At 65.0% G+C, this 22,077-nt stretch carries 17 protein-coding genes; 5 read left to right on the top strand and 12 right to left on the bottom strand.

Going from position 1 to position 22,077, the window contains the following annotated elements; translation table 11 throughout:
* Window positions 1-24: 24 nt before the first annotated feature.
* Window positions 25-606, top strand: a complete 582-nt coding sequence (locus ACFVSJ_RS22760) for an adenylate kinase (RefSeq protein WP_387439389.1) — start codon at window positions 25-27, stop codon at window positions 604-606.
* Window positions 607-855: 249 nt separating this feature from the next.
* Window positions 856-3,156: a SulP family inorganic anion transporter gene (locus tag ACFVSJ_RS22755; RefSeq protein WP_387439388.1), complete on the top strand. Its 2,301-nt coding sequence runs from the start codon at window positions 856-858 to the stop codon at window positions 3,154-3,156.
* 130 nt (window positions 3,157-3,286) lie between these two features.
* Here the strand turns inward: ACFVSJ_RS22755 and ACFVSJ_RS22750 are convergent, their stop codons facing one another.
* The 3 genes from ACFVSJ_RS22750 to ACFVSJ_RS22740 are packed head-to-tail and all read right to left on the bottom strand — an operon-like array spanning window position 3,287 to window position 6,515.
* Complete coding sequence (locus ACFVSJ_RS22750; protein WP_387439387.1) at window positions 3,287-4,105, bottom strand: glycosyltransferase; 819 nt, start codon at window positions 4,103-4,105, stop codon at window positions 3,287-3,289.
* Complete coding sequence (locus ACFVSJ_RS22745) at window positions 4,102-5,466, bottom strand: PIG-L family deacetylase (RefSeq protein ID WP_387439386.1); 1,365 nt, start codon at window positions 5,464-5,466, stop codon at window positions 4,102-4,104. Before ACFVSJ_RS22745 ends, ACFVSJ_RS22750 begins: the two co-directional genes overlap by 4 nt.
* A complete protein-coding gene (locus tag ACFVSJ_RS22740) occupies window positions 5,460-6,515 on the bottom strand; it encodes an acyl-CoA dehydrogenase family protein (RefSeq protein WP_387439385.1) in 1,056 nt (351 codons plus the stop codon). The genes ACFVSJ_RS22745 and ACFVSJ_RS22740 overlap by 7 nt, the downstream gene beginning before the upstream one ends.
* Before the next feature lie 185 nt (window positions 6,516-6,700).
* Between ACFVSJ_RS22740 and ACFVSJ_RS22735 the strand changes: the two genes are divergently transcribed.
* Window positions 6,701-9,037 carry a SulP family inorganic anion transporter gene (locus ACFVSJ_RS22735; protein ID WP_387439384.1) on the top strand — a complete coding sequence of 779 codons (2,337 nt, stop codon included), beginning with the start codon at window positions 6,701-6,703 and terminating at the stop codon, window positions 9,035-9,037.
* Window positions 9,038-9,210: 173 nt separating this feature from the next.
* Window positions 9,211-9,825: a DUF1992 domain-containing protein gene (locus ACFVSJ_RS22730; protein ID WP_387439383.1), complete on the top strand. Its 615-nt coding sequence runs from the start codon at window positions 9,211-9,213 to the stop codon at window positions 9,823-9,825.
* A gap of 122 nt (window positions 9,826-9,947) precedes the next feature.
* Here ACFVSJ_RS22730 and ACFVSJ_RS22725 read toward each other — a convergent pair whose 3' ends face one another.
* Together ACFVSJ_RS22725 and ACFVSJ_RS22720 are read right to left on the bottom strand one after the other, a co-directional pair.
* Window positions 9,948-11,279, bottom strand: a complete 1,332-nt coding sequence (locus tag ACFVSJ_RS22725; protein WP_387439382.1) for an ammonium transporter — start codon at window positions 11,277-11,279, stop codon at window positions 9,948-9,950.
* 171 nt (window positions 11,280-11,450) lie between these two features.
* Complete coding sequence (locus tag ACFVSJ_RS22720; RefSeq protein WP_387439397.1) at window positions 11,451-12,659, bottom strand: MFS transporter; 1,209 nt, start codon at window positions 12,657-12,659, stop codon at window positions 11,451-11,453.
* Between the two features lie 198 nt (window positions 12,660-12,857).
* Between ACFVSJ_RS22720 and ACFVSJ_RS22715 the strand changes: the two genes are divergently transcribed.
* Window positions 12,858-13,589 (top strand): glutamine amidotransferase, encoded by a 732-nt coding sequence (locus ACFVSJ_RS22715; protein ID WP_387439381.1) that lies wholly within the window; start codon window positions 12,858-12,860, stop codon window positions 13,587-13,589.
* Between the two features lie 207 nt (window positions 13,590-13,796).
* Here the strand turns inward: ACFVSJ_RS22715 and ACFVSJ_RS22710 are convergent, their stop codons facing one another.
* The 7 genes from ACFVSJ_RS22710 to ACFVSJ_RS22680 form a co-directional block, all read right to left on the bottom strand.
* Window positions 13,797-15,992: a transglycosylase domain-containing protein gene (locus ACFVSJ_RS22710; protein WP_387439380.1), complete on the bottom strand. Its 2,196-nt coding sequence runs from the start codon at window positions 15,990-15,992 to the stop codon at window positions 13,797-13,799.
* A gap of 107 nt (window positions 15,993-16,099) precedes the next feature.
* A complete protein-coding gene (locus ACFVSJ_RS22705) occupies window positions 16,100-16,573 on the bottom strand; it encodes a sensor histidine kinase (protein ID WP_387439379.1) in 474 nt (157 codons plus the stop codon).
* A gap of 236 nt (window positions 16,574-16,809) precedes the next feature.
* Complete coding sequence (locus ACFVSJ_RS22700; RefSeq protein WP_387439378.1) at window positions 16,810-18,369, bottom strand: carbohydrate-binding domain-containing protein; 1,560 nt, start codon at window positions 18,367-18,369, stop codon at window positions 16,810-16,812.
* Window positions 18,370-18,394: 25 nt separating this feature from the next.
* Window positions 18,395-19,183: a polyphosphate polymerase domain-containing protein gene (locus ACFVSJ_RS22695; RefSeq protein ID WP_387439377.1), complete on the bottom strand. Its 789-nt coding sequence runs from the start codon at window positions 19,181-19,183 to the stop codon at window positions 18,395-18,397.
* Window positions 19,180-19,860: a DUF4956 domain-containing protein gene (locus tag ACFVSJ_RS22690; protein WP_387439376.1), complete on the bottom strand. Its 681-nt coding sequence runs from the start codon at window positions 19,858-19,860 to the stop codon at window positions 19,180-19,182. Before ACFVSJ_RS22690 ends, ACFVSJ_RS22695 begins: the two co-directional genes overlap by 4 nt.
* Window positions 19,857-21,023: a GtrA family protein gene (locus tag ACFVSJ_RS22685; RefSeq protein WP_387439375.1), complete on the bottom strand. Its 1,167-nt coding sequence runs from the start codon at window positions 21,021-21,023 to the stop codon at window positions 19,857-19,859. Before ACFVSJ_RS22685 ends, ACFVSJ_RS22690 begins: the two co-directional genes overlap by 4 nt.
* A gap of 2 nt (window positions 21,024-21,025) precedes the next feature.
* Complete coding sequence (locus ACFVSJ_RS22680) at window positions 21,026-21,988, bottom strand: phosphodiester glycosidase family protein (protein WP_387439374.1); 963 nt, start codon at window positions 21,986-21,988, stop codon at window positions 21,026-21,028.
* Window positions 21,989-22,077 lie beyond the last annotated feature (89 nt).

Genomic DNA, 22,077 nt, shown 5'->3' with positions numbered 1-22,077 from the left:
CGCCTCTCGAAACGGACGTGAGTCATGGCGCGACTGATCATCATGGGCCCTCCCGGCTCAGGCAAAGGTACGCAGGCTGAGCACATTGCGCGGCATTTCGGCGTCCCGGCGATCTCCACCGGCGACCTCTTCCGGGCGCACGTCCGCGACGGAACGGAACTCGGTGCCGAGGCCGGCCGGTACATGGACCGCGGCGAGTTCGTCCCGGACCACGTCACCACCGCCATGCTTCGCGGGCGCCTGGAAAACAACGACGCCGGTGCGGGCTTCTTGCTGGACGGCTACCCGAGGACCGTGGTGCAGATTGGGGCCCTGGATGAGTTGCTGGCCGCGCGGCAGCAGGCGCTGGAGGTTGTTCTGGCCCTCACGGTGTCTGACGGCGAACTTGTGGAGCGGATGCTGCGGCGCGCCCGCGAACAAGGGCGCAGCGATGACACTGAGGCAGTCATCCAGCGCCGTCTGGAACTGTACCGGGACGAGACGCAGCCCGTCATCACGGCATATTCGCAGCGCGGGATCCTGCTTACAGTGGATGGCTCAGGCGACAGGGAAACGATCACGACGTCTGCGATCTCGGCGGTGGAGTCGATGCTCGCCCGTAGGTAATTCTCCAATTCCCGGATTTGGCCCATGGGAAATAACGTACCCTTTTGAAGGGTATTTTTTAATAAACGTACGTTTTTGCCCTATATTGGATACACAAAGGCCGGGATAATTTTCCTTGGTATGACTTGGCTGAATATCAGATATTTCTCGAGAATGGCAACTTTAGTTTTTTCCATCGCATATTGTTGACGATGTTTGAGTGTCTTTTTAGGCTGCGGAAATAATCTTTCCGAGCCAAAAGGAATATTCATGTCTCACTTATCGGGGTCTATCGCCATGCCCGGCGACACCCTCAGCCCGCCCGGCAACAAGCCTTCCTCCGTGCCGCCCAAGCCGGGCAGGCCGGGCTTCCTGGGCAATTTCGGCGCCGACCTTCCTGCCTCGCTGGTGGTCTTCCTCGTAGCCCTTCCGCTGTCCCTTGGCATCGCGGCCGCATCCGGCGCGCCGATCATGGCGGGCCTCATCGCCGCGGCCGTGGGCGGCATCATCGCCGGCAGCCTCGGGGGATCCGTCCTTCAGGTGAGTGGCCCCGCCGCTGGCCTGACGGTCGTCGTCGCCGGTTTGGTCCAGGAGTTCGGCTGGCAGGTGACATGCGCCATCACCGCCGCTGCCGGCGTCGTGCAGTTGCTGATGGGCCTCAGCCGCCTGGGCCGCGCCGCGCTGGCCGTGTCGCCGGTGGTGGTCAAGGCAATGCTCGCCGGCATCGGGATCACCATCATCCTGCAGCAGCTCCACGTTCTGCTGGGCGGCAAGGCGGCCGGCTCTGCGGTGGAGAACCTCTTGACCCTTCCTTCCGCCGTTGCCGGAATGAAGTTGGATTCGGCCCTGCTGGGCATCGCGGTGGTGGGAATCCTGATGCTGTGGAAATTTGTCCCGGCCGCGGTGCGCAAGGTGCCGGCCCAGTTGGTGGCCGTTGTGCTGGTTACGGCTGTGTCCGTTGCTGCTGCCCCGGGCGTGGAGCGCATCAGCTTCAGTGGTTCCATCTTCGACGCGATCGCGTTGCCAAAGCTGCCCGAGGGCAATTGGGGCTCCGTGGCCATGGCCGTCGTGACGGTCGCTTTGATTGCCAGCATCGAATCCTTGCTGTCCGCAGTGGCGGTAGACAAGATGCACGGCGGGACACCCACCAACCTCAACCGGGAGCTGGTGGGGCAAGGCTCGGCCAACGTGGTCTCCGGCCTGCTGGGCGGTTTACCTGTGACGGGGGTGATCGTGCGCAGTGCCACGAACGTGGAGGCCGGCGCCAAAACGCGCGCTTCCGCCGTCCTGCATGGCGCATGGGTGCTGGTGTTCTCCGCCTTGTTCGCCGGACTTATCCAGCTGATCCCGTTGTCCGTGTTGGCGGGTCTGTTGTTGGTGATCGGTGCCAAGCTGGTCAAGGTGGCCGATATCAAGACCAGCCTCCGGACCGGAGATCTCCTGGTTTATGGCGTGACGTTGCTGTGCGTGGTGGTGTTGAACCTGCTTGAAGGCGTGATCATCGGATTGGCCGTTGCCGCGCTGGCTGTGCTGTGGCGTGTGCTGCGGGCCCAGATCCATGCCCATTCGCCTGCTTCGCCGGGGACCACTTGGCGTGTGACCATTGCCGGTTCCTGCAGCTTCTTCGCGTTGCCCCATCTGAACCGTGTCCTGCACGCCGTTCCCGAGGGCCAGGACGTGGTGGTGGACCTGAACGCCGACTACCTGGACCATGCCTTCCGTGAAGCCTTGGTGGCGTGGCGGGCGCAGCGGGAGAACGCCGGCGCCGCAGTGACCTTCGAGGAGCATGGAACCACGGCTTTCGCGGATGCTGCCCACAGTGCTCCGCAGCGGCAGGATCCGCGGGAATTCCCGCTACCGCCGCGCACGTCCTGGCAGTCGTTGGAAGCCGCCGGGCAAACGGACGACGACGGTCAGCCGCCCTTGCGTTCGATCCTCCTGGGCATCGACAAGTACCACCGTCGCCACGCCGACAAGGTCCGGCCCTTGGTGCAGGATCTGACGGATGGCCAGAATCCCGACACGTTGTTTGTTGCCTGCGTGGACTCGCGGGTCAATCCGAACCTCATCACCAGCAGCGGTCCCGGTGACCTGCTGACGCTGCGGAATATCGGCAACGTGGTGTGCAGCGATGACCGCGATGCGTCCATCGATTCGACCCTGACGTTCGCGGTGAAGGCCTTGTCCGTGGATTCGATCGTGGTTTGCGGGCACTCCAATTGCGGCGCGATGAAGGCCGTGCTGGCAGATGCCGAGGGTTCGGCGCCGGCTTTGGGTTCGGGTTTCGATACCTGGCTGGAGCACGCCCGGCCCAGCTACCAAGCGCTGCAGGCCGATCACCCGGTGGGCCTGGCGGCTGCCGCAGCAGGGTTCAGCCGGCTGGACCAGCTCAGCATGGTCAACGTCGCCCTCCAGTTGGCCAAGCTGGAAGAGCACCATGCCACCGGGCCGGCTTTGGTTTCGGGGGACGTGCAGGCAACAGGCTTGTTCTTCGACATCTGCACGGCGCGGGTGGTCCTGGTGACGCCGGAGGGGATTGAACAGCTGGATCCGAGCATGGCCCTGCGCTGACCGCGTGCCGCTGCCACCCACTTTGGGGCGAACAGGCCCCGACACTCCGTGAGCTTCGGCGTGTCGGGGCCTTGGCTTGCCCAAAGTAGGTCGTGGCGGCACGCAGGCCGGGGCTCCGAGGGCCATGCCGTCAGGCCGGCTCGGCCACCACAGGGACGTCGTGGGCCAGCGAACGGAGGTACGCGGCGAATCCTTGTGGCGCCCGGGCGTGTGTCCGGCCCGAGGTGATCACGCGGATCGAGTCCGTGGCCAGGACGTTGTGTCCGAGCCGCCTCAGCCGCTCGGCCAGGAGACGGTCCTCATGGGCGCGAACGGCGGGGAAGCCCCCGGCCTGGAGGTACGCCGAGGCCCGGACTCCGAAGTTGGCGCCGTAGATGTGCGGGTGGTCTTCGTGAAAGGGATGCAATTCGCGCCACCGGCGCAGGATGTTCGGGTCCACATCTCCGGGGTCGGGCTCGACGGTTCCCAGGATGGCGTCGGCACCCTTGTTGGCAAGCTCCATCTGCCGGAGGAGCCAGCTTGCCGGGACTGTCGAGTCGGCGTCCGTATTGGCAAGCCATACGGTTTCGCGTTCCAAAGGTGCTTGTTCGAGGGCTGTTGCGATGCCAATTGCCCGGCTTGCCCCCGTGCTGCGCAGCCGGACCTCGACCACGGAGAACCTCGGATCCGCCGCCGTGAATGCAGCCGCGATCCGGGCCGAGCCGTCAGTGCAGCTGTCCAGCATCACCGTGACACTAGCGGCCACTCCGGGCAGATGGCGCTGAAGCACGTCGACGGCATGTCGAAGCGAAGCGACCGCGCGTCCCAAGTGCTGCTCTTCATTGTGCGCTGGAACAACCACGGCCACGTGACGGATTGCGGCTGGGCCGGGCATGTTCCCGGGGACGCAGCGATCATGGCCCACGCCCTGCTGCCGGCCCATGGTTTGCTGGCCACACCGGTCCGTCATGCTGGGCCATCCGGTGCGACGAGAACTTCAAGCAGGAAGTCCTTCTCGCGATACAAGCCCCGGCTCGGCCAGTCGAGTTGCTCTCGGGCCATCGCGTGGACCGTCTCGCCATCCAGTTGCCAGCCCGAGATCGGATGCCGCCAGTGGCACAGGAGCAGTGTTCCCCCGGGGTTGGTGGTGGCTTTGACATGTTGCAGGAGCCCGGCCAGTTCTTCCGGGGCCACGTAATAGCCCATCTCCGAGACCACCACCAGGTCGAAGCTGCCCTCCGGCCATTCCACCGGGACGGTCATCTGCTGGGTTCGGGCGTGCGGCGAGCCGGCAAGGCGTTCCACGGCGTGGGCCAGGGCTTTGCTGCTGGCATCGACGGCGAGGAAGCGCTCGCAACGGCCGGCCAGCTCTACGCTGAGGGTCCCGATGGAACAGCCGATTTCCAAGCAGGAGCCGTAGTTTTCCTCCGGAAGCGCAGCAAGGGTCAAGGCCCGCTTCCGGCGCTCGTACCAACTGGTGGCGTAATTCCAGGGGTCATCCTCGCGCGCATGCACCGCGTCGAAGATCTTTTCGGCGTCGCCGGCCTTGTTGGGCCCGGCAAGCGGTGGATGCCAGGCGAACGTCTCCCAAGACCGCGAAAAGTGTTCAAGGAACGTCTCCGAGAGAAGGGTTTCGTCTCCCGGCTGCGCGGAGAGTGGCTCCACTTGCGAAGCGTGCGCCAACATCGCCTGGGCCTTGGCTTCCCCTTCGGCCGGCGTCAGGGATACGCGGGTCCATGAAGTCCAGGCGGCGTCGTCCGGGCCAGCCCACAGCCAGTACCAGATGGGGTATTCCAGCAGGCCATGGCCATCCTCGGCGGCAACGTCGGCCGCTACGGATCCCAAGGCGTCGTGGTCCGTGTGCCCATCGGCACGGTACGGCGCAACAATTACCACGCGCCCAGCCGAAGCCCCGGATTCCTCGATCGCCTCCCGCACACCCTCGGCGATTCGCTCCCGCTGTGCAGCCAACTGACCGTCGGCCAGTTCCAAAAACCGCCACGTCGCAGCAGGAGCCAGCCCGGACACGGCCGTCCCGAACTCTGCGAGCCGGACAGCGGCAAGCCGTTCCGCCGTCGTCGTGGGTGAATCCGGGTGCGACGCCTCGCCGGCCGTGCACAACAGCACGTGTATCGATGCGCCCGCAGCGTGCAGTTTGGCCAGGAGGCCGCCGGCGCCGAGCGATTCGTCGTCGGGATGTGCGGCCAGCACCACGAACGTCATGGCAGCGAGCTCGTCGGCGCCGAGCGGGAGTTCGGGGAGCGTGCGCAGGCCGCTGGTCGCCCACGCAGCCTCGGACGTGCCGGTGTCCGTGTGGGAGAAGGTCACCATTCGCGGTCTCCCTTCAGTGCCAGGGAACCGAGCTGGGCATCGTCGCGCATCGCGTGATGCTGCCGGACGTAGAGGGCCAAATCCGCCATCCGCTTTGCGTAGCCTTCGTCGAAGGCCAGAGGTCCGGGCCCCAGGTTCTGGGTCACCAGGGCCTGGATACGTTCGACGGCGGCCGCTACCGTTCCGCGGGTCCGCTGGGCTTCGCTCCACGCACTTGGGCTTTCGCTGGATGGGTCGGCGTCGATCCGTTCCGCGGTCCGGGCAAGGAGCGCGGTGGCCGACGCGATGAGCCGATCGATTTCGCCGAGGTGGGCCAGCGCAATCTGGTCGGTTTCCCGGCCGTTGTCCGCAGCCTTGGCCAGCGAATCTGTGAAATGCCGGGCCAACGAGATGGCGCCACCCAGCCAGCAGGCCGCTACTCCGATGCCGCCCCACGCGAAACCGGGCCGTTGGTGGTACCAACCGGGGCCTTGCAGGATCGTCGCGGGGACGTGGTTGAAGTGGACGGTCCCGCTGGGGATTTCCCGGAGGCCTCGGCTGGTCCATTCCGGTGCCTCGCACGTGACGCCGTGCTGTTGCAGGTTGACGGCGAACGCTGCCCGCCCTTGCTCCGCCGGAAGGTGCGCCGTGATGACCGCGCCGTCCAGGAGTCCCGCGAGCGAGCACCATGGTTTGGAGCCATGGAGCACGTAGTTTCCGGCGTCGTCACGGGTGGCCTCCAACCTCGTTCCGGGGCCTTCTGCCGCGAAAACTCCCCATGCTCCCTCAGGCTCGGAGTGTCCGGCCTGGGCAAGGATGTGTGTGGCATCGACGTGGGGTTCCAGGATCCGTGCCGCTGCCACATCCACGGCGGCGACGGATGCGAGGAGTTCCCAGAGTTTGACCGTACTGCCTTGGCCGGGGTGGGGTGCTGTCTGGCCAATGTCCTTGGCGATTTCGAGGAGCGCAGGAACGTCGCCAACCAGTTCGCCCACCGCTTCGAGGACGGGATGGAGAGCTTGAAGCTGGGCCGGCTCCGAGCTGATGCGGACGGGCTGGATATCGCCCATGGACTGCCTCCAAACTGTCGATCCGTTTGGCTCCAACCTACCCTAAGTAGCCTTAGCTTTTGTTCGCAGTGAATTCGTGGACACCACTAACGATCCGCACCCCCGGGAAAGTTCCCCTTTATCGCCATGTGAAGCGGCCTATTCACAACTTTTGTCAAACGTGTCACATGCACTTGTCACTGAGTATGACAACTTTTCTACGCTGGGGGAGTCCACCTTTCCGAGCCAAGGAGAATCCCGTGCCCCAGGCATCCAAGACAGCGAACGACGCCCACAGCCCGCCCAGCACCAAGCCAAGCCACAAGCCAACCACGCCCAGCTTCCTCAGCAACCTCGGGGCGGACCTCCCCGCATCGTTGGTCGTCTTCCTCGTAGCCCTCCCGCTTTCCCTGGGCATCGCCGCCGCGTCGGGGGCTCCCATCATGGCCGGCCTCATCGCTGCCGCAGTCGGCGGCATCGTGGCCGGCACCCTTGGGGGATCCGTCCTCCAGGTGAGCGGCCCCGCGGCCGGCCTGACCGTCGTCGTCGCCGGTCTGGTTGCCGAGTTCGGCTGGCAGGTGACGTGCGCGATTACCGCTGCTGCCGGCGTCGTGCAGTTGTTGCTTGGCCTGAGCCGCGTGGGGAGGGCCGCGCTGGCAGTGTCGCCGGTGGTGGTCAAGGCCATGCTTGCCGGCATCGGCATCACGATCATCCTGCAGCAGGTTCACGTGTTGCTGGGTGGGCAGGCGGCTGGTTCTGCCGTCGAGAACCTTGCCGGGCTGCCTGCTGCCATCACGAATGTCGAGCTGCATTCCGCCCTGCTTGGAATCTCGGTGGTCGCCATCCTGCTTGGCTGGAAGTACCTTCCCTCAGCCGTGCGTAAGATTCCCGGCCCGCTGGCCGCCGTCGTGGCTGTGACGGCTGCGTCCGTGGCGGTTGCTCCCGGTGTTGAGCGCATCAGCTTCAGCGGATCGATTTTCGATGCCATTGCGTTGCCGAGCCTTCCCGAAGGCAACTGGCGTGGTGCCGTCATGGCCGTGATCACCGTGGCCCTGATTGCGAGCATCGAGTCGTTGCTCTCCGCCGTTGCCGTAGACAAGATGCACACGGGTACGCGGACCAACCTCAACCGCGAACTGGTGGGCCAGGGTTCGGCCAATGTGGTGTCCGGGATGCTCGGGGGCCTGCCGGTGACCGGCGTAATCGTCCGCAGCGCCACCAACGTGGAGGCCGGCGCCAAGAGCCGATCGTCCGCGATCCTGCATGGTGTGTGGGTGCTGGTGTTCTCCGCTTTGTTCGCCGGGCTCATCCAGTTGATTCCGCTGTCCGTGCTGGCCGGCTTGCTCCTGGTGATCGGTGCGAAGCTGGTGAAGATTGCGGATATCAAGACCAGTCTGCGCACCGGGGACTTCCTGGTCTATGGCGTGACGTTGGTCTGCGTGGTGGTGCTGGACCTGCTCGAGGGCGTGATCATCGGCCTTGCGCTGGCCGCCGTGTGCGTGCTGTGGCGGGTACTGCGCGCTCAAATTCAGGTGCATTCGCCGGGTCTGGCCGGGACGCCATGGCGGGTCACGGTGGCGGGGTCTTGCAGTTTCTTCGCCTTGCCGCGGCTCAACCGGGTGCTTCACGCAGTCCCCGAAAGCCAGGACGTAGTGGTGGAGCTCAACGCCGACTACCTGGATCACGCGTTCCGCGAAGCCCTTGTTGCCTGGCAAACCCAGCACCGGACCACGGGGGCAACCGTCACCATCGAGGAACACGGAACCACCGCCTTCACCGACGCTGCCAACAACGCGCCTCAGCGGCAGGATCTCCGGGAGTTCCCGCTGCCGCCCCGGGCCTCATGGCATTCGGCTTTCGAGGAAGCGGACGACGACGGCGACGGTCACCCGCCGCTGCGGTCCATCCTCCTGGGCATCGACAAGTACCATCGCCGCCACGCGGACAAGGTCCGGCCCCTGGTCCAGGACCTCACGGACGGACAGAACCCGGACACCCTCTTTGTGGCGTGCGTTGATTCCAGGGTGAACCCGAACCTGATCACCAGCAGCGGACCTGGGGACCTTTTGACACTGCGGAACATCGGCAATGTGGTGTGCAGTGATGACCATGATGCCTCGATCGATTCGACGCTGACTTTTGCGGTAAAAGCGCTCTCGGTTGACTCGATCGTGGTGTGCGGGCACTCCAATTGCGGGGCGATGAAGGCTGTCCTGGCCGATGCCGAGGGAACTGCTCCGGCCTTGGGTTCCGGCTTCGATACGTGGCTGGAGCACGCCCGGCCCAGCTACCGGGCGTTATTGGACAACCATCCCGTGGCCTTGGCTGCGGCGGCTGCCGGTTTCAGCCGCCTGGACCAGCTCAGCATGGTCAACGTCGCCGTCCAGCTTGGGAAGCTTGGGGAGCACCCCGTGACAGGACCTGCGATGACCCGCGGCGAGGTCCAGGCGACCGGGCTGTTCTACGACATCTGCACGGCCCGGGTGGTCCTGGTGACCCCCGAGGGGATTGAGCAACTGGATCCAAGCATGGCCGTTCGCTAAGCCGGCGTACCGCCACCACCCACTTTCAACAAAGGAAGGCCCCGACACGCCGTCCACCCCGGCGTGTCGGGGCCTTCCTCTGCCCAAAGCAGGTGGTGGCGGCACGGGTGTTTGGTGGCAGCGCCTTGGGGAATACTGGAAAGAAGGCCACGATTCCGGCAAAAGGACGATTCGTGAGAGGCGGTGGAGCCGTGGACAACGAGGGCAGCAGGCGTCGTTTGGAACGCGCCGCCGAACTTCGGGCCGGCCGCAGTACCGCCAGCAGCGCCCAGGAACGCGCCGAGCTCGACGCCGATGATGCACTCCGTGAGAAGCGCCGAAAGGTCAACGAGGCCGCCCGCGCCGACTACCTCGTCCGCGAAGCCATGGCCCAGGGCAAGTTCGACAACCTCGAATACGCAGGCAAACCCATTCCCGGCCTCGGCAAGGGCTACGATCCCGACTGGTGGGTCAAAGGGCTGATCCAGCGCGAACAGATTAGTGGCTTGGGACCACCGGCTATCCTCCTGCGCATCGAGGACGCCGAGCTGGACTCAAAGCTGGACCAGTACATCATGGAGAAACAGGTCCGCGAGACGCTCGAGGATTTCAACAAGCGGGTAATCGAGGCACGCCGCCAGTTGCAGGGCGGCCCGCCGGTCATCACCAAGCGCCGGGACGTGGACGCTGAGATCACCCGTTGGCGGGAACGGCGGGCTGCGGCCGCCCCGCCTGAAACCGAGCCCGAACCGCCGTCGAAACGCAATTGGTGGCAGCGCCTCTGGAACGGCGACGGCCCAACTAAGTAGCAGCAGAGCGCGTTTAGACCTCTCTAAACGCGCTCAGCTGCGACCTACTTGGGTGGGGACCGCAAAACAGCGGACGACGGCGGCACTTGAGTACCGCCGTCGTCGGCTGTTTTGTGGGGAGGCTAAGCGAAGCTGTCTTCCTTCGCAGGCCCGGCGGCGGGGGCAGCCTCGGGCTTCCGCTTGATGAGCGAGGACAAGTGCGCCTGCTGCTGGCGGAAGTGTCCGTGCGCGGTGAGGCCGAATTCGTAGGCGGACTCCGCGTGCTGGGTGAGGTCGACGCCGGTGACCTCGTGTTCGTGGGTGACGCGGAAGCCGATGGTCTTGTGGATTGCCCGGCCGATCACCAGTGTGCCCAAACCGGAAAGCAGGATCGTGACCACCACTGCGACGATCTGTGCGATCAGCTGCTGGGGTCCGCCGCCGTAGAGGAGGCCGCCGCCAACGCCGTCCTGGGGGAGGGCGATGAAGCCGAGGGACAGGGTGCCGATGACGCCGGCGCCGAAGTGCACTCCCACGACGTCGAGGGAGTCGTCGAATCCGAACTTGTACTTGAGGTCAACGAACACTGCGCAAGCGGCGCCGGCCACCAAGCCAAGGCAGAGTGCGGCGAGCGGGCTGATGTTCGCGCAGGAGGGCGTGATGGCCACCAATCCGGCAACGACGCCGGACGCGGCACCCAGGGAGGTGGGGTGGCCGTGGCGGATTTTCTCGGTAACCAACCAGCTGAGCATGGCCGCCGCGGGCGTAACCAGGGTGTTGATCCAGATGAGGCCGGCCTGCGCCGCGGTGGTTGCTGCGCCGCCGTTGAAACCGAACCAGCCGAACCACAGGATAGCCGCGCCGATCATGATGAACGGGACGTTGTGCGGGCGGTGGTTGGGGTCCTTGGCGAATCCGTGACGCTTTCCCACGATCAATGCGAGGACAAAAGCTGCGGTTCCGGAACTGACCTCAACCACTGCACCGCCGGCGAAGTCGATCACCTGGCCGAAGATGTCCGTCAGGGCGCCGCCCGCGCTCATCAGGCCGCCACCCCAGATCATGTAGGCGAGTGGGCAGTACACCACGGTGACCCAGATCGGCACGAAGACTGCCCAGGCGCCGAACTTGGCGCGGTCGGCGATGGCTCCGCTGATGAGGGCCACGGTGATGATGGCGAACGTCGCGGCGAAGCCGGCCTTGATGAGGTCGGGGGTGCCCACCAGATCCTGCAGGCCGACGTGCGCGAATGGGTTGCCGAACAGGCCGAGGATGCCGTCGCCCGTGGTCATCGAGTAGCCCCAGAGGACCCACACCACGCCGACGATGCCGGCCGAGATGAAGCTCATCATGATCATGTTCAGGGCCGCCTTGGCACGGGTCATGCCCCCGTAGAACAGGCCGAGGCCCGGGGTCATGAAAAGCACCATTGCCGATGACAACATCAGCCAGACGTTTTGCGCAGAGATCTCCACCTGCGTTTCCCTTCTGATCAAGCCTGTCCGTGACGGGCCTGTAGTCGGCCCTCGCATCCCCTCGATCAATACTCGGTGAGCTATGTTTCCGACTCAGAAGGGCTAAGTTGCAGGAAAGTTACAGAAATCGGGCGTGCGTGAAGATCGCGTGACTGGCATGTTTCGGCGATGTTAACGGCGCTTCTCGCGACCCCCTGCCGGGTATCCACCACGGCGGCTGGCGACGATGATGGCCAGGGCCACCGCCGTGGCAAGGGCAGCAGCCAGCGGCACCAACTGGGCGCCGAGCACGGTGAGCGCCAGCGCCCCGTACACGGCACCCACGGCGATGCCCACTTGGATGGTCACCACAGTGAGTCCGTTGGCAGCGTCCTTGTGCTCGCCGCCGGCCCGGAGGATCGCGGCCTGGTTGTAAATGCCCATGGCCCCAAAGGACACGCCCCACAGGACCATGAGTGCGAACATGCCCACCGTCGTGGTGCCCAGCACCGGCAACAGCGCGAACGCCAGGAGCAGAAGTCCGACGGCGGCAATCACCGAACGCCGCGGGTGGGAATCGGCAGTCAGGCCCGCAATCCAGATGCCCAGCAAACCGGAAACTCCTACCACGGACAGGGACACACCCGTGAGGGTTTCTGGCAATCCGGAGGCAAGCAGGAATGGGGCAATGTAGGTGAACAACGTGAAATGAGCCAGCAACAACAAAGGCCAGGCCGTGGCTACGGCGATGACCCCGGGCAACTTCAAAGCTGCACGGATGGAGGGTGCCTTGTGGTTTCCGGGATCGTGGGCGCCGGGGAGCAGCCACAGGGCGAGGAGCGCGAGCAGCACGCCCACTCCGGCCAGGACCACAAACGATGCCCGCCAGGTCATAAGCGTCCCCATCAGTGTGCCGATCGGGGCGCCGACGGCCAAGGCAATGCTGGTGCCACTGAACACGACGGCCATGGACTTGCCCACGGAATGCGCAGGGACGATGCGGGCCACGTAGGGTGCCATGCTGGACCAGAGCATGCCGTGGGCGATTCCGCCCAGCAACCGCGCCACGATGGCCACAGGCAAGGTGGGGCTTAGTGCCAGCAGGACGTTGCTGAGCGCGAAGGCCAGCACCGTCCCGATCAGGAGGGTCTTCCGGGGTACGCGTCCACCCAGGAGCCGGGACAAGGGCAGTGCAGTGAAAACGATGATCGCCGCGTAGGCAGCGGTCAGGGAGCCCACGGCAGATTCGTCGACGCCGAGGTCCCGGCTGATCTGGGGCAGCAGGCCCGAGGGGAGAAGTTCGGTTGTCACGGCGGTGAATCCGGCAGCGGCGAGCACCAGCAGACCGCCCCACGGGATCTTCGCAGGGCGCTGGCTGCGTGGGGCTGTGCGGGGTGTCACCTCTTCCGGCGAGGTGGCTTGCTGGGTTTCGACCGCGACAGGGTCCTGGTTCAAAAAGGGCTCCTTTGGGATGAATCACGCTTCGGGGCGTTAGCGCGAACAAATACTAACGCTACGCAATATCCGGCGTCGGAGGGAGTGTCTGTCAGAACCACCTTTTACTTGGAATGTCCGGGCACTCTCCCGCAAACTGGGCCTGTGAAGCCGTTCCTCCTGCTGGCGACCCGGGCCGAAGATGCTGCCGCCGACGACGAATACCAGGCCTACCTGCGCTACTGCGGGCTGGATGAGCCGGATCTTGTCCGTGTCAGGCTGGAGGCAGGACCCATGCCTGCCATTGACCTGGCCGATTATTCCGGCGTGATCGTTGGCGGAAGTCCTTACACGTCCAGCGATCCTGTGGAGGAAAAGAGCGCAGCCCAACGTCGGGTGGAGGCGGAACTCTCGAGCCTCCTGGACCGCATCGTGGAGCTGGACTTTCCGTTCCTCGGAGCTTGCTACGGCGTGGGAACCCTGGGCGTCCACCAAGGCGCCACGATTGATCGTCGTTTCGGCGAACCCGTGGGGCCCACGGAGATCAAGCTGACCGCCGAAGGCGAGCGTGATCCGCTGCTCGCCGGGTTGCCGCATACCTTCGAAGCGTTCGTGGGGCACAAGGAGGCCTGCAGCAAATTACCTGGCCACGCCACCCTCCTGGCCAGCTCTGCCGCGTGCCCTGTGCACATGTTCCGCATCAAGAACAATCTCTACGCCACGCAGTTCCACCCTGAGCTGGACGTGGACGGCTTGGTCACCCGTATCGGCATCTACAAGGACGCCGGGTACTTCCCACCCCACCAGGCCGATGAGCTCATCGAAACAGCCCGCTCAGCTTCGGTGACAGAGCCCATGAGCGTGCTCAGGAACTTCACGGAGCGCTACGCCCGCTAACGCCCCGTTGTGAGGCCTGCTTTGCGTGCTATGCGCGGGGGATGAGGCGCAGAGCAGGCCCCGCAACGTGGGTGCTGAATGTTGTGAGGCCTGCTTTGCGCGCTAAGCGCGGGGAATGAGGCGTAGAGCGGGCCCCGCAACGCCACCGCACGACGGCGGCAGGTCGCCGTCGTGCGTCAACTCGCCGTAGCGGACGCTCGCGTGAGCCTACTGCCCCGTCAGTCGGGGAACCGCAGGCGCCGTGGTGATGGGCGCCGGAGCCGGTGGTGGGGCCGGTGCGTTGAAGGCGCCGCTGGGGTAGAGGGCCGTGGCTTCCATCATGTAGTTGGCCCACTGCGGGCCGGCGATCATGTAGCCATCCAAGGACTTGTAGAACTTGCCGTTGATGGTGACGTTCTGCCCGGCGCGCTGTTGTCCCGCCGTCGTGTCCCCGAAGAACGAAGCCGTGGCGAGCCGGGTGGTGTAACCGGCCACCCAGGTGGCCCCGTTGTTGTTGGACGTGCCTGTCTTGGCCGCCACAGGTACCTGGTTTTGCACCTTCGGGTTGATGTACACGCCCGAGCCCATCTTCAACACATCCTGCAGCACCGACGTCACGCCCCTCGCCACTGCTGGCTTCACGGCGTCGCGGCACTCGGTCCTCTGGGCGTCGTACTGCCGGCCTTGGGAATCGGTGATGTCGGAGATGGCAATGGGTTTGCAGTAGGTGCCGTCGTTGGCGAAGGTCGCGTAGGCGCTCGCGAGGACCAAGGGTGCAACGCCGATGGAGCCCAACAGGTTGCCGATCTGGTGCATGTTCACGGGCGCGTTGTCCAAGCCACTGTGCAGGCCAACCGTGTCCACCATTCGCTGGATGCCACAGAAGTCCAGCTGCGCGGCTGTCGCAAAGGTTGCTGTGTTGATGGAGTTGTAGAGGCCGTAGTTGATGGGCATGGGGCGGTAGTAGCCGGCGTCGTTGTTCTGCAGGTCATCGTCGGCTCCGAGGTTTTGGGCCTTTTGTGCCGAGCTGTAGCCGCCCAGGACCCGGCCGCAACTGTCACGCCACGGGAAACCGACCGGGTAGACCCTTCGGGAGGCATCCACGACGGCGGTGGGATTCTTTCCTTCGTTGAGCCACTCTGCGTAAATGAAGGGCTTCATGGTGGAACCGGGCTGGAATCCACCGGCGCCGTTGAGGTCGTAGCCATTCTCGTCCTTGGCATCGACGTTGAAGTTCAGTTGGGTATCGAACTTGCCGGGCTCGGGAACGAACACCGTGTTCTGGGCCATGGCCAGGATCCTGCCGCTGCCGGGCTCAACGGTGGTCATCGCGGCACCCCATTTATCCGGGTTGTCTCCGGCGGAGGCATCCACCTGGGCCTGGGCCGCAGCCTGCAGCCGGCTGTCGAGGGTGGTCTTGATGGTGAGCCCGCCGCGGTACAGCAGGCGCTCGCGGTCGGCAAGGGTGGCGCCGTAGGTCTCGTTGTTGAGGATGAGGTGGGAGACGTAGTCGCAGAAGTAGGTGGCGATCACGGCCCCGGCGCAGCCCTGGAAGGACGGTGTGATCTTCAGTTCCACGGGAGTGGCCACGGCGGCATCATGGTCCGGCTGGTTGATGACGTGCTGCTCCAGCATCCGGTCCAGCACCAGGTTGCGACGTGCGATGGCGGCGTTCGGGTCCACGGTGGGGTCGTAAATACTGGGGCCGTTGACCAGGCCGGCCAGCATGGCGGCTTGCGGAAGGTTCAGGTCCTTCGCTGAAGTGCTGAAGAAGTATCGGGAGGCAGCCTCGATCCCGTAGGCGTTGCGGTTGAAGAACACGATGTTGAGGTAGCCCTCGAGGATCTGGTCCTTGCTGAACCGCTTCTCCAATTCCAGGGCCAGCTTGATTTCGCGGAGTTTGTCGCCCATGGTCTTCTGTCCGCTGAGCACCACATCCTCGGGCCTGCCCTGGGACAGCCGGGATTCGTTGAGGACGTTGGTGACGTACTGCTGGGTCAGCGTCGAAGCCCCTTGGCGGGTGCCTTTGGTGAGGTTGGACGTCAGGGCCCGCATGATGCCCTGCGCGTCCACGCCGGCGTGCTGGTAGAAGCGGTTGTCCTCAATGGCAACGATTGCCTGCCGGATGAACGGCGACATCTGGTCCAGCGGAACCTTGACGCGGTTCTCGGCGTAGAAGGTGGCGATGGGCGTTCCGTCGGAGGCCACCACGGTGCTGGACAGGGAAGGGGAACTGACGTCGAGTTGGCTGGGGAGGCTCTCGTAGAAGCCGATGGACCCACCCACTGTGGTGCTCGTGAACGCAACCACCGGCACCACCAGGCCGGAGATCAACACGCCACAGAGGAAGCTGATGAAGAAGAACCCAAAGAGCCTGAACAGGAACCTGCCCAAACCGATGCGTTGACCCTTGTTCCGTGCCATTTTCCTGCCGTTCCGTCCGGATTCCTGGCTGAAAAGTAGCTACAGAATACGTCCGGTCCGGCCATCGATCCATGGCAGGGGCGCCGAAACAAGGTCCCAATAAGGACTCAATCCAGCGGCAGCGTCACCCTCACACTGGTGCCCTGTCCAAGTTCGGATTCGATGTCCACTGTCCCTCCGGCGTCGTGCACTGCCAGGGACATGAGCAGCAGGCCGAAGCCGTGGCGGCGGCCACTCGGGGCGGCATGGATCTCGAAGCCGTTGCCGTCGTCGGAAACCGTGAGCTGGATGCCGTGGTAAACCGCGTTGAGCCGGATGGTGAGCTGGCCGGCGTCCGCGTAGTTGAGGGTGTTGCTGAACGTCTCCTGCGCCACGTGGTAGAGGAGGCCAGCGGATGCCGAGGAGATCTCGATGCCGTGGTGGGGGATTTCCCAATGGACTTCAACGCCGGAGCGCCGGAGTGGTTCGGCCAGCCGGTCGATGCACCCGGCAACACCCAGCGCGTGGAAATCCACGGGGTGCTGGTCCTGGATGATGCCTTTCACGGCCATCACGTCTGTTTGAGCTTCTGCCTGTTCCATTTCTTCCCCCACGTCATTGTGTCCTGCTGGTTGTTCGTAGCCGCTGCCCCTCGGTATGGGCTTCGCCTGAATCCAGAGTCACGCTGCTACATCAAGGAACAGGTCCGTTTTGCTCAATTTCCCATCAAGTTTGCGGGGCAGGCTTGCGCCGCCCAGGCACCTCACGCGCCCCCACCCAACAGCGCCCGACGGCGGCACTTGCGTACCGCCGTCGGGCGCTGTTTTCGTGTCCCGGACTAGCGGCGTCCTCCCGGTCCCTGTGCCTGGGTGTACTGGCCTGCGGTGACCGTGCCCATGGACTCGGCGCCGTCGATGGAGCCCGACGTCAGTCCGGCCTGGGCGTCGGCGCTGCCTCCCGTATAGACCGTGTAGCTCTGGCCGTCCACGATCGCCGGGGACGAGTACACCAACGAAGCAACGCTCTTGGTGGTCACGAACGTCGCCACTACCTTGCCGGATGAATCGACGATGTGGATGGCCGTCCCGGCGGCAACGGACGAGTTGAAGGTCAGCTGCACCCCGGACTGCGTTGAGGTGGTCCCCGGGGTCACCGCCATGCCCGCACTGCCCGAGGCCGCGACGGTGCCGCCGGTGACGGTGAGGTCTCCGTTCACGTCCAATGCTCCGTTGCCGTCGTTGGTGGGCCCGTTGACCACGATGGTTCCGCCGGAGATGGTGGCGCTGCCGTTGGAGTCCAGGCCGTCGCCTTCGGAGCTGATGGTCAGTGTTCCGCCGGAAACATCCACGGTGTAGTCGCCCACTTCCTGGGATCCTCCGCCCATGCCGCCGCCGGGACCGCCCATGCCGCCCGTGTCACCGGAGGTGGCGGCCGAACCGCCCGCCGCATTCACGCCGTCGTCGTTGGACGTGACCGTGGTGCCGCCTCCGGAGATCACGATGTGTTGGGCTTCAAGTCCTTCCTCGGACTTGGCCACGGTGACGGTTCCGCCGGAAACGGTGAGTGTGTTGTACGCCTTGACCCCGTCATCGCCGGCATTGACCGTCAAGGATCCGCCGCTGACCAGGAGCCAGCCGCGGCCTTGGTCGGTGTCGTTGTCTGATTTCACGCCGTCGTCGCCGGCCGTGACGGTGTAGGTCCCGTCCAGCAGGGCCGTGTAGTCCTTGCCCCGGATGCCGTCGTCGGCGGCATCCACGGTGACGTTGCCCGAAGCCAGGACCAAGCCGTCCTTGGACACGATGCCGTCCTTGTACTTCCCGTTGACACTGAGCGAGCCGGGGCCGGCAATGGTCAGGTCGGCCATGGAGTAGAGGGCGGCATTGGCTGCGTCCTCGCCCTGGTCGGCGTAGGTGGAGGCGTCCGTCAGGGTGTTGTTGGTGCCGTCCTGCAGGTACAGGATTGCCTCGTCGGCGCTTTGCACCACGAACGGCGAGCCTGTTGAGTTGGCCAACTCCACGCCGTCGAGGATGATCCGCACGGTGTCTGAATCGCCGGCGGCCACCACGATCCTGCCGTCGGTCAATGAGCCGCTCAAGCGGTGGGTGCCGGCCGCACTGATGGTCACGGTATTGCCGTCCACAGCGACTCCTGTGGAGGACGACGACGTCACTTTACTGCCGCCGTCGGACAAGCTGACCGCAATCTCGGACGCAGCGTCCCATGTGAGGTCATCGCTGTCGAAGTGGGTGTCCTCGGAGATGGTGGACGCACTGACCACCTGCTGCGTGGACGAGGTGGAGGTGGTGCCGGTGGATGAGGTTGCGGCGGACGAGCAGCCGGCCAGCGAAACAGCAAGGGCGACGGCGGCAACGGAAAGGTACGTACGGAGGGAGCGCATGGTGTGTTCCTAGGGTTCGAGGGGGTCAGTTGGCGGGCCGCAGGGGCAGCCGGCGCCGAAGGGTCTGGTTCCAGCGGTTGGCCGGGAGTTCGGGGTGGAGGGCTGCCATGCCGGTGGCGAATTTGGAGATCCGGCAGGGACGGACGCCGTGGGCCCACAAGTGCCTGTCCAGCGGGCCGGGGGCGGAGCCGGACTTCGTCTCCACCACCACGGCGTTGTCCAGCACCCAGGGTTGGCCGTCCGGGCGTTGCCACGTGACATCCGCATCGATGGTCGCGCGGCTGCCTGACTCCGGAAGGTACAGCGTGATGCGGTGGTAGGCGGTGGACAGGACGGGTTCCATGGGGCCGAACTCCACGTCCCCGATTGCCGCGGCCAGTGTTTCGTTGACGTAGGCCACGCCTTCGTCGGTGAGCCGGTCACGATCGCCCGGTTCGTAGGGGATCCGTTCCTTCACGGTGGCTTCGCGGGCTCCTTCGGTCTTGACTTCCAGGAAACTCACGGCGCTGTCCACATACGTGCGCGTCCGGACCTTGAACCGCCGGCGCCTGCCGTACGCGGCCATCAGGTAGCTGTCCAGGTCCGGGGTGTCGAAGTAGACGGAGTCGTAGGCGAACGTGCGGCTGCCTTCCATCTCGAGCACCCGGGCCTCGGTGGTGAAGCCGGCAAAAATCAGGCGTGCGGTGGCCGAGGGGACCAGGTACTTGCGGTCCACCCGGGTCAGCAGCGCGGCTTCGGTGGTGAGTTCTTCGAGCCCGACGGCGGGAAGCTGGCTGAGGTGCGGGATGACCGGAGCTGTGTTCGGGCTGCTCATGCGACACCTGCCGGGGTGTGCTGAGCGGTTTCCGGGAGTGCTGAACCCGGGAGTTCCCGCGGTGCGGGGGCCAGCGCGCCGGATGGCCTGTCGAAGCCGAGCTGTGCGTTGGCGTCAACGTGCCGTGCCTGGCCGGGCCTGACGGCGTAGCGGACATCCACGATCGTCTTGTCATTGACCAGGTCCAGCTCCTGGATGGTGGCCGAGTGGACGGTGCCGTTGAGGACCTCCTCCAACCGTGCAGTGAGTTGGTTCTCGTCGCTGATGGCCCGGTCCAGGACCACGGTTTGGTGGCGGTAAGCGGGAAGGACGGCCGGGTTGTCGCCGATGAACATCACCAGCAGCACCAGGCCCATAAGGGACAGGGTGAGCCACAGGGGTTCGACACCGATGCCGGCGATCAAACCCAAAGCAAGGGCCGAGAAGTAATAAGCCACCTCGTGCTGGGCCAGTTCCGTGGACCGGAGCCGGATGATCGACAGGACACCGAAGAGCCCCAACCCCAGTCCAACGCCGGCCGCGGAACCGGACAGGGCCGTGGCTACTGCGAGGACTCCCACGTTCATGCCGAGGTAGGAGACCACCAGGTCACGGCGCCGGTGGCGGCGGAGGTAGAGGGCCAGTGTGAGGACAGTGATGGCGATGAGGTCCGCCGCTATGAGGATGATGGTGTTCATCGGATTCTCCGGAATCTGTTGGTGGGCTGGTTTCCACGATTCCCGGTGGTGCTGTGCTGAAACTGTGCCGGGACCAAGGCGGAGATATGACTTTCGACGGCGGCGGTGCGGCTTGCGCTCGTGGGTGCCGTTGGCGCGGTCCGGACCCTGCCCGCAAAGAGGAAGCGCTGTTGGACGGCGTAGCTCACGCCGAGCAGCGTCAGCTCCGTGGCGAGCTTGGCCGGCAGCTCGGGCACAGCGAGGGATGTCAGCGACCACATGATGGCGTAGTTGGCCGTGAGCAGGACCAGCACCAAAGCCATGTAGCCGGTGATCGCGGAACGGAGGGTTTTTTCCCGGCCGTGTTCAAAGACCAGGCTGCGGTTCACCATGAAGTTCACGGCTGCGCTGAGGGCCCTGGCTCCAACCACCGCCAGCAGGAGGGAATCTGTCAGCGCCGTCAGCAGCAGGAACATCACCGTGTCCACGAGGAACGCCGAGAACGATGATCCCAGGAACTTCAGCAAGGGCGCGTAGATCCGGACCGAGTCGGCCACGGGCCTGAAATGGGATCCCGAGTTGTGGTCCAGGTAGACGGTGGCGATCTCCACGGTGTCTATCCCGTAGCCCGCCTGCTTGGCTTCAAGCAGCAGGTTGAGTTCGTACTCGTAACGTTGGCCGCGGACGGTCAGCAGCCACGGAATCATGTCCGCCCGGTAGGCCCGGAGTCCTGTCTGCGTGTCCGGGACGCTTTGCCCCGTGGCCAGCTTGAACAGCCAGCGCGTCACGGTGTTGCCGAACTTGCTCCTCGCAGGAACATCGCCGCCGAATGAACGGCAGCCCAGGACCATCGAAGCCGTCACGCCCCGGACCCGGTCCGCGACAGCAAGGATGTCCGCCACTCCGTGTTGCCCGTCGCCGTCCGCACACACCACGTCGTGGCCGGGGAACCGTTGCGCGATGAACGCGAAGCCGCTCTTGAGGGCGCCCCCCTTTCCGCCGTTCACTGCGTAACCGAGCACATGGCACCCAAGCCGGGTGACGGCGTCGAACGTGTCCTGGAAGGTGGGACCGGAACCGTCGTCAACCACCACGATGGTGATCCATGGATCGGCTTCCCGGAGGTTGCTGACAAGGGAAATGAGCTGCTGGTCAGGCTCGTAGGCCGGTATCAGGATGATCATGGCTACTGGGCGATGTAGAGGATGTCCGAGGTGCCGCGCTCTTTGTTTTGGCCGAGCGGGTTGTTCACCAGGGATCCGTTGAAGTACATGGTGGAGGAACCGCCGCCGTCGATGTTGTACGCGGTGGTGGCGCCCAGGTCCTTCATGATCTGGGCCAGGCCGGTCATGGTGACGCCGGCGGAGTAGCCGGGGCTGCGGCCATCCACCACCACGAACACCAAGTGGTTTTGGTCGATCACCCCGACTGCCGTGCGTGGCTGCTCACCCTGGATGGAGTGGTTGCCGAAGTTCGTGTCCACCTCCACGTCCTCGATCCCCGAGGCGATCCCGCCGTTGTCCAGCAGGGACGGGCCGAAGGAGAGCGTGTTCCACACGCCATCGGCGATGAGCTGGTCCGCGGTGGTGGTGGTCTCGTCGTACACCTTCACGGTGCCGTCCTTGTAGAACGCCAGGCCCTGCCGCGCCCCCTCGTCGCGGTACACCACTCCGTTCCGGATCACGATTCCCGTGTCCCGGAAACCGTAGTAGTCGCCGTTGATCGCGAAGACCGCATTGTTGTCGGCGGCGATGTCCGAGGTGTTTTCGGTGATGTTCTCCCCGAACGTGTCCTGCGCGAACGCCGACTTCAGCGTGGTTGCGTCATCGAGTACGACGTCGGCAACGTAGTAGGTCACGGTGCTGTCGCCGCTGCCGGTGGTCACCTTGGAGATGGTGACGCCGGTGCCGCCGTTGGTGTAGGTGGTATCCGTGACGGTCGCGCTCGCCGAAGTGTCCGACGTCGTGGTGGTGCCCGCCTGCGCGGCCTCGTATTCCGACACGTTGGTGATCTGTGCGTGCGGGATGACGAAGCGGTCCAGTGCCCAGGCGGCGGCCCCTCCCGCAGAGAGAGTGACCGCCAGGACAGCGGAGACGACGGCGCGCCGGGTCCGGCTGCCCTTACGGTGTTGGGTCTGTGGAGGAGTCATGCCTCTTTTCTACGGAGGCAGGCTACGCCGGAGGTTTGCTGGGCTTATGCGCGGGCTGTGAAGGTTACTTCTTGGCTGTGAAAGTTTTG

The organism is Paenarthrobacter sp. NPDC058040 (genome assembly GCF_042885775.1).
In the GTDB taxonomy this organism is placed as follows: domain Bacteria; phylum Actinomycetota; class Actinomycetes; order Actinomycetales; family Micrococcaceae; genus Arthrobacter.
Note: the sequence above shows the minus strand (reverse complement) of the source record. Positions and strands in the feature narration are given on the sequence as shown.

Bases quoted from the DNA above. Each gene is read 5' to 3' on its own strand.
- ACFVSJ_RS22760 (WP_387439389.1), top strand. From the start codon at position 25: ATGGCGCGACTGATCATCATGGGCCCTCCCGGCTCAGGCAAAGGTACG.
- ACFVSJ_RS22755 (WP_387439388.1), top strand. From the start codon at position 856: ATGTCTCACTTATCGGGGTCTATCGCCATGCCCGGCGACACCCTCAGC.
- ACFVSJ_RS22750 (WP_387439387.1), bottom strand. From the start codon at position 4,105: ATGACGGACCGGTGTGGCCAGCAAACCATGGGCCGGCAGCAGGGCGTG.
- ACFVSJ_RS22745 (WP_387439386.1), bottom strand. From the start codon at position 5,466: ATGGTGACCTTCTCCCACACGGACACCGGCACGTCCGAGGCTGCGTGG.
- ACFVSJ_RS22740 (WP_387439385.1), bottom strand. From the start codon at position 6,515: ATGGGCGATATCCAGCCCGTCCGCATCAGCTCGGAGCCGGCCCAGCTT.
- ACFVSJ_RS22735 (WP_387439384.1), top strand. From the start codon at position 6,701: ATGACAACTTTTCTACGCTGGGGGAGTCCACCTTTCCGAGCCAAGGAG.
- ACFVSJ_RS22710 (WP_387439380.1), bottom strand. From the start codon at position 15,992: ATGGCACGGAACAAGGGTCAACGCATCGGTTTGGGCAGGTTCCTGTTC.
- ACFVSJ_RS22705 (WP_387439379.1), bottom strand. From the start codon at position 16,573: ATGGAACAGGCAGAAGCTCAAACAGACGTGATGGCCGTGAAAGGCATC.
- ACFVSJ_RS22700 (WP_387439378.1), bottom strand. From the start codon at position 18,369: ATGCGCTCCCTCCGTACGTACCTTTCCGTTGCCGCCGTCGCCCTTGCT.
- ACFVSJ_RS22695 (WP_387439377.1), bottom strand. From the start codon at position 19,183: ATGAGCAGCCCGAACACAGCTCCGGTCATCCCGCACCTCAGCCAGCTT.
- ACFVSJ_RS22690 (WP_387439376.1), bottom strand. From the start codon at position 19,860: ATGAACACCATCATCCTCATAGCGGCGGACCTCATCGCCATCACTGTC.
- ACFVSJ_RS22685 (WP_387439375.1), bottom strand. From the start codon at position 21,023: ATGATCATCCTGATACCGGCCTACGAGCCTGACCAGCAGCTCATTTCC.
- ACFVSJ_RS22680 (WP_387439374.1), bottom strand. From the start codon at position 21,988: ATGACTCCTCCACAGACCCAACACCGTAAGGGCAGCCGGACCCGGCGC.